The sequence below is a fragment of the Arthrobacter paludis genome (assembly GCF_056782315.1).
In genome coordinates, this window is the sequence record NZ_JBXAEW010000009.1 from 162,545 (window position 1) to 175,884 (window position 13,340).

At 73.9% G+C, this 13,340-nt stretch carries 13 protein-coding genes; 8 read left to right on the forward strand and 5 right to left on the reverse strand.

What is annotated here, in order from left to right; all coding sequences use genetic code 11:
• Positions 1-177 precede the first annotated feature (177 nt).
• The 5 genes from AC1Q5D_RS09580 to AC1Q5D_RS09600 all read right to left on the reverse strand — a co-directional run bounded on the left by AC1Q5D_RS09580 (position 178) and on the right by AC1Q5D_RS09600 (position 5,431).
• On the reverse strand, positions 178-840 hold the full coding sequence (locus AC1Q5D_RS09580) for a response regulator transcription factor (protein ID WP_481738366.1): 663 nt from the start codon (positions 838-840) through the stop codon (positions 178-180).
• A complete protein-coding gene (locus AC1Q5D_RS09585) occupies positions 818-2,320 on the reverse strand; it encodes a sensor histidine kinase (protein ID WP_481738367.1) in 1,503 nt (500 codons plus the stop codon). Before AC1Q5D_RS09585 ends, AC1Q5D_RS09580 begins: the two co-directional genes overlap by 23 nt.
• Positions 2,317-2,754, reverse strand: a complete 438-nt coding sequence (locus AC1Q5D_RS09590; protein ID WP_481738368.1) for a hypothetical protein — start codon at positions 2,752-2,754, stop codon at positions 2,317-2,319. The genes AC1Q5D_RS09585 and AC1Q5D_RS09590 overlap by 4 nt, the downstream gene beginning before the upstream one ends.
• Before the next feature lie 106 nt (positions 2,755-2,860).
• The gene (locus AC1Q5D_RS09595; RefSeq protein ID WP_481738369.1) at positions 2,861-4,852 is read right to left on the reverse strand and encodes a hypothetical protein; all 1,992 of its coding nucleotides are present in this window, start codon (positions 4,850-4,852) and stop codon (positions 2,861-2,863) included.
• A 90-nt stretch (positions 4,853-4,942) separates the two neighbouring features.
• Positions 4,943-5,431 (reverse strand): Lrp/AsnC family transcriptional regulator, encoded by a 489-nt coding sequence (locus AC1Q5D_RS09600; protein ID WP_481738370.1) that lies wholly within the window; start codon positions 5,429-5,431, stop codon positions 4,943-4,945.
• A gap of 66 nt (positions 5,432-5,497) precedes the next feature.
• Here AC1Q5D_RS09600 and AC1Q5D_RS09605 point away from each other — a divergent pair, with 66 nt between their 5' ends.
• From AC1Q5D_RS09605 to AC1Q5D_RS09640, 8 genes are all read left to right on the forward strand, one after another.
• Positions 5,498-5,998, forward strand: coding sequence for an NUDIX hydrolase (locus tag AC1Q5D_RS09605; RefSeq protein WP_481738371.1), 501 nt, complete (start codon positions 5,498-5,500; stop codon positions 5,996-5,998).
• Positions 5,995-6,990, forward strand: a complete 996-nt coding sequence (locus AC1Q5D_RS09610; protein ID WP_481738372.1) for an ABC transporter ATP-binding protein — start codon at positions 5,995-5,997, stop codon at positions 6,988-6,990. Before AC1Q5D_RS09605 ends, AC1Q5D_RS09610 begins: the two co-directional genes overlap by 4 nt.
• 2 nt (positions 6,991-6,992) lie before the next feature.
• Positions 6,993-7,730, forward strand: a complete 738-nt coding sequence (locus tag AC1Q5D_RS09615) for an ABC transporter permease (protein ID WP_481738373.1) — start codon at positions 6,993-6,995, stop codon at positions 7,728-7,730.
• Positions 7,727-8,434, forward strand: coding sequence for an ABC transporter permease (locus AC1Q5D_RS09620; RefSeq protein ID WP_481738374.1), 708 nt, complete (start codon positions 7,727-7,729; stop codon positions 8,432-8,434). The genes AC1Q5D_RS09615 and AC1Q5D_RS09620 overlap by 4 nt, the downstream gene beginning before the upstream one ends.
• Positions 8,431-9,387, forward strand: a complete 957-nt coding sequence (locus tag AC1Q5D_RS09625; protein ID WP_481738375.1) for an ABC transporter substrate-binding protein — start codon at positions 8,431-8,433, stop codon at positions 9,385-9,387. The genes AC1Q5D_RS09620 and AC1Q5D_RS09625 overlap by 4 nt, the downstream gene beginning before the upstream one ends.
• 92 nt (positions 9,388-9,479) lie before the next feature.
• Positions 9,480-10,697 (forward strand): pyridoxal phosphate-dependent aminotransferase, encoded by a 1,218-nt coding sequence (locus AC1Q5D_RS09630; RefSeq protein WP_481738376.1) that lies wholly within the window; start codon positions 9,480-9,482, stop codon positions 10,695-10,697.
• Between the two features lie 90 nt (positions 10,698-10,787).
• A complete protein-coding gene (locus tag AC1Q5D_RS09635) occupies positions 10,788-11,702 on the forward strand; it encodes a PPK2 family polyphosphate kinase (protein ID WP_481738377.1) in 915 nt (304 codons plus the stop codon).
• 375 nt (positions 11,703-12,077) lie between these two features.
• Positions 12,078-13,319, forward strand: a complete 1,242-nt coding sequence (locus AC1Q5D_RS09640) for an IS110 family RNA-guided transposase (protein ID WP_481737057.1) — start codon at positions 12,078-12,080, stop codon at positions 13,317-13,319.
• Positions 13,320-13,340: the final 21 nt, after the last annotated feature.

The following is a 13,340-nucleotide window of genomic DNA, read 5'->3' on the forward strand; positions in this document are numbered from 1 at the left end:
GGCGGCCGGAAGCCCCCCACTTCCGACCGCGCCCCCCGGCCATCCCCAAAGGACCCGGTGCTCCGTCCCCCCAACGGAGCCCGGGTTTTTTGGCGCGCCGGCGACCGGGGGCACAGTCTGGACCGAGGGCCGGGGTGCGCCGGGCCCGCGGCGCATCCTCCCCGGGCGGCGGAACTCCTAGGTGGCGAGCCGGTAGCCCATGCCGCGCACCGTCTCGAAGCGCCCGGCGCCGAGCTTGTTGCGCAGGTAGCGGACGTACACGTCCACCACGTTGGAGGCCGGGTCGAAGTCGTAGCCCCACACCCGGGAGAGCAGCTGCTCGCGGGTCAGGACCTGGCCGGGGTTGCGGAGGAAGGCCTCCGCCAGGGCGAACTCGCGCGCGGAGAGGTCCACGCCGTGGCCGTCCACGGTGACCCGGCGGGCGCGCAGGTCCAGGGCCAACCCGTTGTGCTCGAGCCGGTCCAGGTCCGACCCGTTCGCGTCCGGGCGCAGCCGCAGGCGCACGCGGGCGAGCAGTTCCTCGAACCGGAACGGCTTGGACATGTAGTCGTCCGCCCCGCCCTCGAGCCCGGCAACCGTGTCGTCGATGCTGGAGCGGGCGGTGAGGATGATGACGGGCACGTGGTTGTGGCCGTCCCGGATCCTGCGCAGCAACTCGAACCCGTCGACGTCGGGCAGCCCCAGGTCCAGGATGACCAGCTCGAAGTCCCCGGTCTGGGCCAGGAAGAGGCCCTCGGCGCCCGTGGCGGCGGTCGCCGGCTCGAACCCCGCGGAGCGGAGCCCCTTCGCCACGAACGAGCTGATCCGCTCCTCGTCCTCAATGATCAGAATCTGGCTCATCTGCACCCCCCGGGTTGGGCCGCGGACCGGCGTGCCGCGGCAGGTCTAGGTAGAACACCGATCCGACGCCCAGCGTGGAGTCGACGCCAGCGGTGCCCCCGTGGGCGGTGGCGATCGCACGCACGATCGCCAGCCCGAGCCCGGAACCCTCCGCGCGCCGGCCGTTCCGGCCGCGGTCGAACCGGTCGAAGATCGTCGCCTGGTCGTCCGGGGCCACGCCGACGCCCTGGTCGCGCACCCAGATCCGGACGCGCTCCGTGTCCGCCGAGCACCCGAGTGCGACCGTGGATCCCGGCGGGGAGAACTTGACGGCATTCTGGCACAGCTGCAGCAGCGCCTGCGCGATGCGCCGCGGGTCCAGGTCCGCGGTGCCGTGGGGGCACTCGTCGACGACCCAGGTCCGGTCCCCGAGCGCGGAGGCCTTGCCCAGGGTGTCCTCCAGCAGGAGGCCCAGGTCGACCGGCCGGCGGACCACGAAGTCCGCGCGGTCCGACTTCGCGAGCGTGACGAGGTCCTCGACGAGCAGGCCCATCCGGTCCAGCTCGTCCAGCGCGATGGTCCGGGTCTGCTGGACGTCCTCCGGGTCGTGGCTGTCCTGCAGCTCGAGGTGGCCCTGCACGATCGTGATGGGCGTGCGCAGCTCGTGCCCGACGTCGTCCAGCAGCTGCCGCTGGGAGCCGAGCGCCAGCTGGAGCCGGTCGAGCATGTTGTTGAAGGTGCGCGACAGGTCGGACAGGTCGTCCGTCCCCTCGACGCTGAGGCGCTCGTCGAGGTCGTGCTCGGTGATGCTCTCGGCCGTGCGGCGCATCTGCCGCAGCGGACGGAGCAGGCGCGCGACCAGCACCCAGCCGAGCAGCGCCGAGAGCAGCAGCGAGCCGAGGCCGGCCGCAAAGAAGACCACGTAGGTGGAGTTCAGCTCGCTCAGCTCCGCGTCCATGTCGTACGCGAGCACGTAGAGCATCGGCTCCGTGTCGTCGGCCAGCCGCACCGGGATCAGCACCATGCGGTAGGTCGTGGTCGCCGTCGTGTGGTTGTGCAGGACGATCGCGTCCGGGGGGCCGGCGGCGAGCAGGTCCGCGACCAGTTGCTTGTCCTTCTCGAGGCGCAGCGGCACGGACGTCGTCGCATGCCACCGCACGCCCTCCGACGTCAGGGCCAACAGCCCCTCGTTGGGTGCGGGCTGGGTCCGCTGCATGGAGATGTAGATGAGGCGCGCGGCGGTCGTGAAGGGCTCGCCCGTCTCCGGGTCGCCGCCGACCTCGGCGAGCCTGCGGAACTCCTGCGCGGAACGGGTCAGGGTGGCGTCGACGCGGCTGGCGACCTGCTCGCGCTGCACGGCGTAGGACGTCGTGCCGGCCACGAGCAGCGTCAACAGGGCGAGCAGCACCATGGCCATGAGGATCCTGGCGCCGACGGACAGGTGCCGGTCGCGCCAGGGGCGGGGCAGGCGCCACGGACGCCGGGCGGCGGGGCGGCTCAATCGTCGTCCTCGCCGCTGTCGTCGTCGCCGCCGCGGCCCCGGTTGCGTCCGTGGTCGTCGTCCTCGTCGTCGTCATCGTCGAACGACGGGGGCACCGGGGGCGCGGGACGGACCGTCTGCGGCGGCTCCGGCGCCCGGGTGGTGGGCGCCGGGGCCGGCGCCGCGGTGCGGGTCGGCCGCTGCGTGCGCGTGGGCGACGGGGCCGCCGTGGTCGACGTCGCGGACGACGGGGCGGAAGACGACGCCGTGGGCGGCTGGGCGGGCCCGATCGGCGCGTTGCCGCCGCTGTCGGTGGGCGGCTCCGTCTGGACGACGGCGGGGCCGAGCTCGGCCGGCGCCGGGGCGGCCAGCGTGAACGCCAGCAGCACGCCGATGGCCGCCAGGGCGGTGACGACGGCGGCCATCAGGACCGACCGCGCGGAACGGGGCAACATGCGACCATTATCCGGCGGCGACATGAGACAAACATGAGAGCAGCGGCGCCGGTGCGGCGGCGGACCGGTGGTCCCGGAGCGTTCCTCCGGACCGCCGCCCCGGGCGTCATTCGTCCCCGGCGGCGTCCCACGGCCCCGGCGGGAGCGTGGGGTCCGCGGGCGGGGCCCCGGCCTCGCGGAGGGCCCGTTCGGCGGTGTCGGACGCCTCCTTTGCCTGGGCGGGCAGGCCCATCCGGGTGAGGACGCCGGACAGTCCCCGCTGGGCGGCGTAGAAGTGGGCGATGCTGTCGCTGTGCTCGGTCGCGATGAGCCGGAACAGGCGCGCGGCCTCGTCGTCCCGGCGCAGCTCGGCGAGCACGTGCGCAGCGAAGAGCTCCGCGTTGCCGCCCGCGTCCGGGTCGTCGGCCTCGCGGAAGAGGTCCGCGGCCTCCAGGGCGGCCGCCACCGCCTCGGGGCCGTGCCCCAGCGACCACAGGCCGCGGGCCCGCGTGTCCCGGAAGTCCGCGGCGTGCCAGTCGGCGCCGTGGTCGTCGGCGAGGCGGATCGCCTCGTCGAGGACGCCGAGCCCGTCGGCGTCCCCGTCCTCGCAGAGGGCGTGGCCGAGCGCGTGCAGGGCCTGCGGGAGCGCCCCGGGGTCCGACTCGGCGGCCGCCCGGGCCAGGGCGACGGCCCGCTCGAAGTACTCGGTGTGCGAGGGGCCGGGCGCCGGGCCCGGCCCGCCCTCGGGGCCCCGCGCTCCCTCGGCCAGGGGACCGCCTTCGGGCCCGTCCCCGGCCGTGTCCCCGGCGCCGGGCGCGGCCTCAGGCCCCCCGGCGCCGTCGGGCGCCACGCCGTCGGGTGCCACATCGTCGGGCCCCGCGCCGCCGGACGCCTCGTCCGCGGCCCCGGCGTCCGCACGGGCAGCCCGCTGTGCCTCGAGCGTCCCGGCGGCCAGGAGCGTCCGGGCGGCCTCGCCGGGCAGGTCCTCGGCGACGAACACCGCCGTCGCCTCGTCCCACACGCGGCGCGCCTGCTCCGGGCGGTCCTGGTGCCGGTAGCAGTGTCCGAGCGTCACGAGGGTGCGGGCGCGGTCCGCAGGGCGCCCGGCCCCCTCGAGGTGGGCGGCCAGCCGCTCCAGGACCTCCTCGGCCAAGAGGTGCTCGCCGGCCTCGAGCAGCTGGTTGCCCAGCGCGAGGCGCACGGCCCAGGTCTCGTCGAACTCGCCGCGCTCGGCCTGGTCGACCGCGATCCGCCAGGCGAGGACCGCCGCCTCCTGGTCCAGGCCGGCGGAGGCCAGGTTCGCCACCAGCGCCGCCGCGCTGACGGCCCCGCGGCGCACGCCGGCCGCCGCGTACAGCTCGAGGGAGCGCACGGCGCAGCCCTCGGCCTTGATCGGCTCGTCCACTGCGGTGTGCGCGGTCGCCTTCACCATCCACACGGACGCCCGCATCGCCCGGTTGACGTCCAGCTCCAGCAGCCGCTCGGCCGCGTCGAGGCTGCCGCGGTAGTTCCCGGCCTTCGTGTAGGCGTGCGCCGCGTAGAGCAGGGCTCCGGCCTCGCTCTCGGTCCGGCCGGCGGCCGCGTAGGCGTCCGCGCACGCGAGGAGGTCCTCCAGCGCGGACTCGTCCCCGGCCTCGAACCGGGCCACGGCCAGCGGCAGGCGGGCGTCGGCCAAGACGCCGGCGTCGGTCCCGGCGGCGGCGTGCGTCGCGACGGCGGCCTCCAGGACCGCGGCCTCCTCCGGGCGCGGCTCGCGGTACAACAGCGGGCCCAGCTGCTCCTCCAGGTCGGCCTGCTCGGTCCGCCCCATCGCCCGCAGCAGGTCCACGCGGCGCGCGGCGCACTCCCGCGCCGCCGCCTCGTCGCCGTCGAGCTGGCGCACCGAGGCGGCCACGCCCCACAGGGCCAGGGCCGTTTCGGGCTCCAGGGCCGGGTCCCCGGCCACCAGGTCGAGCCCGGCCCGGGCCGCCCGGGCGGCGCCAGCGTGGTCCTCCGCGTAGGCGCGCTCGTAGGCCAGCTCCAGCCAACCGCGGGGCGTGGAGGGGGCCGCGAAGGGGCTGGGCGGGGCGGCGGCGAGGATGCCGCGGAGCCTTTCGGCGAGGGCGGACAGGTCGGGCACCTCCTCGGGGTCGCGGGCGGCCTGGAATGCGACCCAGCCTAGTGGCTGGCCCCGACGGTTTGGCCCCGGACCGGGACGGCGCGCGGGCCGCTACGGCAGCAGCGGCCCCGACTGCCCCTTGAGCTGCTCGAACACGAGCGTCGTCTCGGTGTGCCCGACCGCCTCGTCCGTGGCCAGGTGGTCCAGGACCCAGTCCCGCAGGGCCTCCGTGGACGGCACGGCCACGTGCAGCAGGTAGTCCGTGGCGCCCGAGACGTGGAACATCGACAGGACCTCCGGCAGGCCCGGGATCCGCGAGGTGAAGGAGTCGATCCGGTCCCGGTCGTGGACGCGCAGCTTCACGGCGATGAGCGCCTGCACGCTGCGCCCCACCGCGGGCAGGGACACCGTGGCGTGGTAGCCCTCGATGATGCCGCGCTCCACGAGCGAGCGGGTCCGCAGCAGGGCGGTCGACGGGGCGACGCCCGCGCGCTTGGCCAGCTCGGCGTTGCTGACGCGCGCGTCGGCCAGCAGCTCGGCGAGGATCCTCCGGTCGACGTCGTCGAGCGGGACCTGGGGCTGGGGCTGCGCGGCGGGCATGGGGACATTCCACCACAGGGCGGCGGGCCGGTGATTTTTGCTCCGGCCGCCCTATAGTCTGGGGCAATGAGCAGCGATCACGGCGGCCGGGGGTTCGACACGCGCCTCGGTGCCTACTGCGTCGTCGTCCGCGAGGGCCGGATCCTGCTCGCGCTCTGGGACATGCGCCGGCCGGACTTCAAGCCCCGCTGGACGCTGCCGGGCGGCGGCATCGAGCTCGGCGAGTCGATCGAGGACGGGGCGGTGCGAGAGGTCGCGGAGGAGACCGGCTTCGACGTCCGCCTGACCGGGCTGCTCGGGGTCGACAACGGGCACGTCCCCGCGACCAGCCGCCTGCACGGCCAGCGCCTGCCGCTGCAGACCGTTGGCGTGTACTACGCGGCGGAGATCGTCGGCGGGTCCCTGGCCCACGAGCTGGACGGCACCACCACCGAGGCCGCCTGGTTCGACCTGGACGAGGTGCCCCGCCTCGAGCGCACCACGCGCGTCGACACCGGCATCGGCCTGCACCGCGAGCACCAGCACACCCTGCGCCTGCCCGGCCGCGGGGGAGGGGGCGCCGCGTGATCGAGTTCCGCTCCGTGAGCAAGGAGTACGACGGCGGGACCGTCGCCGTCGCGGACCTGACGCTGGCCGTGCCGCCCGGGAAGACCACCGTCTTCGTCGGCCCCTCCGGCTGCGGCAAGACCACCAGCCTGCGGATGGTCAACCGGATGGTCGAGCCCACCGCCGGGACGGTCGCCGTCGACGGCCGCGACGTCGCCGCCACCGCCCCGCACGTGCTGCGCCGCTCCATGGGCTACGTGATGCAGGCCGGCGGCCTCATGCCGCACCGCACCGTCGCCGACAACATCGCCACCGTCCCGCGCCTGAACGGCGTGCCCCGCCGGCGCGCCCGCTCCGAGGCCGCCGGGCTGCTCGAGCGAGTCGGGCTCGACCCCGCGCTCGCCACCCGCTACCCGTCGCAGCTCTCCGGCGGGCAGCAGCAGCGGGTCGGGGTCGCCCGCGCGCTGGCCGCCGACCCGCCGATCCTGCTCATGGACGAGCCCTTCAGCGCCGTGGACCCCGTCGTCCGGGCCGACCTGCAGGCCGAGCTGCTGCGCCTGCAGGCCGAGCTGTCCAAGACGATCGTGTTCGTCACCCACGACATCGACGAGGCCACCACGCTCGGGGACCGGATCGCCGTGTTCGGCACCGGCGGGCGGCTGCACCAGTTCGCCACGCCCGAAGAACTGCTCACTCGCCCCGCCGACGAGTTCGTCGCCCGCTTCGTCGGCCGGGACCGCGGCTTCCGCGCCCTGTCCTTCGTGGACGCGCGGCAGCTGCCGCTGCGGCCGCTGGGGGATTACGACGGCGGCGCCCTCGCCGGGGCACCCCGCTTCCGGGCGGCCGGGTCCCTGCGCGGCGCGCTGGATGCCGTGCTGGCCTCCCCGGCCGGGGTGGCGGTCGCCGTGGACGAGGCCGGCGGGGAGCTCGGCGCCATCGACACCGCCGCGGTGCTGGAGGCCCTGCCGCGCGGGGACGGCCCCGCGCCCGCCGCCGCCGGGGCGGAGGCCTAGGCGTGGAGTGGCTCGGCCGGAACCTGGACCGGGTGGTGGAGCTGGCCGGGGAGCACCTGTGGCAGGCGGTCCTGCCGCTGGTCCTGGCCGCGCTCGTCTCCGTGCCGGTGGCCCGGCTCATCCGGCCCGGCCCCGGCCGCGGGCGCGCCCTGGCGCGCGGGGCGGTCGTCCAGGCCTCCGGCCTGCTGTACACGATCCCGTCGCTGGCCCTGTTCGTGGCCCTGCCGGCGGTGCTCGGCACGCAGATCCTCGACCCGGCCAACGTCGTGGTCGCACTGACCATCTACGCCGTCGCCCTGCTCGTGCGCAGCGCCGCCGACGCGCTCGAATCCGTCGACCCCGCCGTGCTGCGGGCCGCCGACGCGCTGGGCTACCGCCCGGTGCGCCGGTTCGCGGCCGTGGACCTGCCCCTGTCCCTGCCCGTGCTGTTCCCGGCGCTGCGCGTCGTGTCCGTCTCCAACATCTCCCTCGTCAGCGTCGGCGCCCTGATCGGCGTCGAGTCCCTGGGCACCCTGTTCATGGACGGGCTGCGCCGGGACTTCCCGTTCGAGATCGGCGTCGGCATCGTCGCGACCCTGATCCTGGCCGTCGCCATGGACCTGGTGCTCGTCGTGCTCCAGCGCGTGCTCACGCCGTGGGCGCGGGCCGCCGGGCGGGACCGCGCCGCCGTGTCCGCCGCGCCGGCAGCGCCCGCGGCCCACGGGGCCGCCGACGCCGGCGCGAAGGGGCCCCGGCCGTGAGCGCCGCCGTCGTCCTCCCCGCCGGGCCGCTGGCCGACCTCGGCGCCTGGCTGGCCGAACCCGGCACGCTGTCCGGCCCCGGGGGGATCTGGGTGCGCCTCGCCGAGCACCTCGGGTTCACGGGCCTGGCCGTCGGCATCGCCGTGGCCCTGGCCGTGCCCGCGGGCCTGTACATCGGGCACACGGGGCGGGGCCGGGTCGCCGCCGTCGCGCTCGCCGGCATGCTGCGCGCCCTGCCCACGCTCGGGCTCGCGACCCTATTCATCCTGCTGTCCGGGACGCTGGGGGTCATGCCGCCGGTCTGGGCCCTCGTGCTGCTGGCCGTGCCGCCCCTGCTGGCCGGGACCGCGGCCGGGATCGACGCCGTGCCGCACAGCGTCGTCGACGGCGCGCGGGCCATGGGCATGACCGAGTGGCAGGTCCTCTCCCGCGTCGAGGTCCCGCACGCCCTGCCCGTGCTCATGGGCGCCTTCCGGCTCGCCGTGCTGCAGGTCATCGCGACCGCCGCCGTCGTCTCCGTCATCAACCTCGGCGGCTTCGGCCGCTACCTCATGGACGGGCTCGCCCTCCGCGACTACGGCCAGGTCCTCGGCGGCGCCCTGCTGATCGCCGGCCTGGCCATGGCCGTCGACGGGGCGCTGGCCATCGTCCAACGGCTCTTGGTTTCACCCGGACTCGCCACCACCACAGGAGGTCAACGATGAACCGTCCCCCCGCCCGCACCACCCGCCGCACCGCGCTCGCCGCCCTCGGCGCGGCCGCCACCCTCGCGCTCGCCGCCTGCTCCGGCGGGGGAGGGGACCCGCTCGCGAGCGGCTCGGCCAGCGAATCCGGCAGCGGGGGGCCGGACCGGCCGCTCGTCGTCGGCTCCGCGGACTTCCCGGAAAGCCAGATCATCGCCGAGATCTACGCGGGCGCGCTCAACGAGGCCGGGATCGAGGCGTCGACGACGCCCGGCATCGGCGCCCGAGAGGCATACGTGAAGGCCGTCCAGGACGGGTCCGCGGACATCGTGCCCGACTACTCCGGCAACCTGCTGCTCTACTTCGACGAGAACGCGGACGCCACGACGGCGCCCCAGGTCCTCGACGCCCTCTCCGGGGCGCTCCCCGAGGGGCTCGGCGTGCTGGAGGCGTCCGAGGCGGAGGACAAGGACGCGCTCGTCGTCACCGCGGCGACCGCCGAGGAGCACGGACTGAAGAGCATCGAGGACCTGGCCCCCGTCTGCGACGAGCTGGTTCTGGCGGCGCCGCCCGAGTTCCGGGAGCGCGCGTACGGGCTGCCGGGGCTGAAGGAGAACTACGACTGCGTCCCGAAGTCCTTCGAGCCGGTCGCCAGCGGCCCCGTCATCGTCCAGGCCCTCATCAGCGACGAGGTCCAGGTCGCGGACATCTTCACCACGGACCCGGCGATCGCCGCGAACGGGCTCGTCGTGCTCGAGGACCCGAAGAACAACTTCCTGCCGCAGCAGGTCCTGCCGCTGGTCAACACGGAGGTCGTCGGCGACGAGGCGGCCGGCGTGCTCAACGAGGTCTCCTCGAAGCTGACCACCGAGCACCTGATCGAACTGAACCAGGCCGTCTCCGGCGACTCGAAGCTCGAGCCGGCCGCCGCCGCCGAGGAGTGGCTGGCCGAGAACGGGTTCGCCGGGGAGTAGCGCCGGCGGGGCGGACGCGCGGCGTCCGCCCCGCCCTATGCGCTGGATCACAATTCCCGGGCCGCGCACAGGCCCTGTGAGAAGCTAAGGGAATGCCCGTGTTCAAACAGTCGACCAAGCTCCAGAACGTCCTCTACGACATCCGCGGGCCGCTCCTGGACCACGCGAAGCGCATGGAGGCGGAGGGCCACAGGATCCTCAAGCTGAACATCGGCAACCCCGCGCCGTTCGGGTTCGAGGCCCCGGACGCGATCCTGGTCGACATGATCCGCAACCTGCCGAACGCGCAGGGCTACTCCGACTCCCGGGGCATCCTCTCCGCCCGGACCGCCGTCTCGCAGTACTACCAGACGCGCGGCATCCAGACGATCGGCATCGACGACATCTACCTGGGCAACGGCGTGTCCGAGCTGATCACGCTCTCGCTCAACGCGCTGCTGAACAACGGCGACGAGGTCCTCATCCCGGCGCCCGACTACCCGCTGTGGACGGCGTCGGTCTCCCTCGCCGGAGGCACGCCCGTGCACTACCTCAGCGTCGAGGAGGAGGGGTGGCTGCCGGACTTGGAGGACATGGCCGCGAAGATCACCCCGCGCACCAAGGGCATCGTCCTGATCAACCCGAACAACCCGACGGGCGCCGTCTACCCGAAGCACGTCATCGAGGGCATCCTCGACCTGGCTCGCAGGCACGGGCTGATCGTCTTCTCCGACGAGATCTACGAGAAGATCCTCTACGACGACGCGGTCCACTACAACACGGCGGCGCTCGCCGACGACGTGCTGGTGCTGACGTTCTCCGGGCTGTCGAAGGCGTACCGGGTCTGCGGGTTCCGCGCCGGGTGGATGGCGATCTCCGGGCCCAAGCACCTGGCCGCCGACTACATCGAGGGCATCAACCTGCTCACGAACATGCGCCTGTGCGCGAACGTGCCCGGCCAGAACGCGATCCAGACCGCGCTCGGCGGCTACCAGTCCATCAACGACCTGATCCTCCCCGGAGGGCGGCTGCGCGAGCAGCGCGACACCGCGTACCGGCTGCTCAACGACATCCCCGGGGTGTCCGTCCAGCAGGCCAAGGGCGCGATGTACCTCTTCCCGCGGCTGGACCCCGAGGTGTACCCCATCAAGGACGACGAGGAGTTCGCGCTCGAGCTGCTCAAGCAGCAGAAGCTCCTGGTCACCCAGGGCACCGGCTTCAACTGGGTCCGCCCGGACCACTTCCGGCTCGTCACGCTGCCCTCCGTCAAGGACATCGAGGACGCCGTGGGGCGCATCGCCGAGTACCTCGAGGGCATCCGCCGCGACTGAGTCCCGGGGGGCGACGGCGGCGCCCCGGCAGCCCGATCGGCCGGTCCGGCCAGGACTGACACGGCGGCGGGGCGGTGGCAGAGTGGCCCCATGACCGAGACCGAGACCACCGCGGACGGCCCCCTGGGCGGCCTCCTGGCCCCCGGCTTCACGGCGTCGCCCACGCGGCTGCTGCGGGCGGGGGAGGGCTTCGACCTGGCCGCCGTCGACCCGGACTCGACACCCGGGTTCACCGGCGACAAGGCCGCCGGCAAGCGGGCCCTCAAGGAGCAGGACGACGCCCTCGACGAACTGCAGGAGCGGCTCTACGCGTCCTCCCGCGTGCGCGAGGACGCGCCCTCCGTCCTCCTGATCCTGCAGGCCATGGACACGGCCGGCAAGGGCGGGATCCTGCGCCACGTCGTGGGGGCCATGGACCCGCAGGGCATCCACCTGCACGCGTTCAAGGCGCCCACGCCCGAGGAGCAGCGGCACGGCTTCCTGTGGCGGATCATGCGGCAGTTGCCGGGGCCCGGGATCATTGGGGTGTTCGACCGCTCGCACTACGAGGACGTCCTGATCCACCGCGTCGAGGAGCTGAGCCCCGTGGACGTCGTCGAGTCCCGCTACGGGCAGATCCGCGACTTCGAGCGGCAGGTCGCCGACTCCGGGACACGGATCCTCAAGGTCATGCTCCACATCTCGCCCCAGGAGCAGTTCGAGCGCCTGTCCGAGCGGCTGGACCGGCCGGACAAGCACTGGAAGTTCAACCCCGGCGACGTCGACGCGCGCCGCCGCTGGGCGGACTACATGGACGCCTACCGGATCGCGATCGAGCGGACCGACACCGACGGGGCGCCCTGGTTCGTGGTCCCCGCCAACAAGAAGTGGTACGCCCGCGTCGCCGTGCAGGCGCTGCTGATCGAGGCGGTCCGGGACCTCGACCCGCGCTGGCCGTCCGCGGACTTCGACGTGCCGGGGCAGCGCGCCCGGCTCGACGCCACCCGCGGCCTGGCCTGGCCGTAGCGGGGCCGGTTGGGGCACAGGTGCGACGGAGCCGCCGTCGCGGGCGGGACGGCCGTCCCCGGAGGGGCGTTGCCCGCGGCCCGGGCTAGCGAGCCAGCGCCGCTGCGCGCCGTGGCGGTCGAAAGTTCCGGTTCGGCTCGCCCGTGGCGTATCGCCGGGGCCGGTTTGGGACCGATGATGGTGGTGTCTGCCGCGGTGACGCCGGTCCGTCCTTGGTGCATCGGTTTGGCCCGTGGGCTAGCGTGGCGCGGAGGGCCCCCACGGGCACCGTGGATTGTTGCCTCGAGCACGAGTACTAGATTCCTGAATCCCAACAGCCCTCTCCACGGCAGGCGCACAACCGAAGACCACTGCTGTCAGGGGAGGTTCGCCATCATGGATTTGATCCACGAGAGGTCCGCGGGGATCGACATCTCCAAGCGCGACGCGAAGGTCGCCATCCGCGCCCCGGGCAAACGGCCCGGGACCTTCACCACCACAGTCACCACCTGGGGAGCGACCACGAACGAGATCCTGGCCCTGCGCGAGATGCTGCTGGCCGAGCGGGTCACGACGGTGGTGATGGAGGCGACCAGCGACTACTGGAAGCCCTTCTACTACCTCTTCGAGGACGTGCTGCCGGTGATGCTGGTCAACGCCAAGGCCGCCCGGAACATCCCGGGCCGCAAAACGGATGTCTCCGACGCCGCATGGCTGGCCCAGCTCGGCGCGCACGGGCTGCTGCGCGCCTGCTTCGTCCCGCCCGAGCCGGTCCGGCAGCTGCGGGACCTGACCCGGGCACGGACGCTGGCGACCCAGGACCGCACCCGGGAGATCCACAGGCTGGAGAAGTTCCTCGAGTCCACCGGAATCAAGCTCTCCTCGACCGCCTCGGAGCTGACCGGGGTCTCGGCCCGCGCGATGCTCGAGGCGCTCGTCGCCGGCGAACGCGACCCGCAGGTCCTGGCGGACCTGGCCCGGGGCACCCTTCGCCGGCGGCTCCCCGAACTCGTCGAGGCCCTCACCGGCCGCTTCACGGACCACCACGCGTTCATCTGCCGGATGCACCTGGAGCGGATCGATTCGATGACGGAATGGATCGACCAGCTCACCGCCCGCATCGAGGAGGCGATGTCCCCCTTTCGCGCCGCGAGGGACTTCCTCGCCACCATCCCCGGGGTCTCCACCACCGTCGCCGACACCGTCGTCGCGGAAACCGGGGCCGACATGAGCCGCTTCCAGACCCCGGGCCGGCTCTGCTCCTGGGCCGGGCTCGTCCCAGGCCACAACGAATCCGCCGGACGGGTCAAGTCCAGCAAGACCCGGCCCGGGAACCGCTACCTCAAGGGCGCCCTCGGCACCGCCGCGCTCTCGATCGCCCGACACCCCAAAAACACCTACCTCGGCGCCCGCTACAAGCGGATCGCCGCCCGCCGCGGCCGGACCAAGGCCCTCGTCGCGACCGAGCACGCCATCCTCGAGGCCGCCTGGCACATGCTCGCCCAAGGCGAGTGCTACCAAGACCCCGGATCGGACTCCCTCACCAGGATGGATCCCGCCAGGGCCAAGAACAACGCGATCAGGCACCTGAAGGCCCTCGGCTACAACGTCACCCTCAGCCCCACCGTCGCAGCATGACCCACCTACTTTCGTACTAGG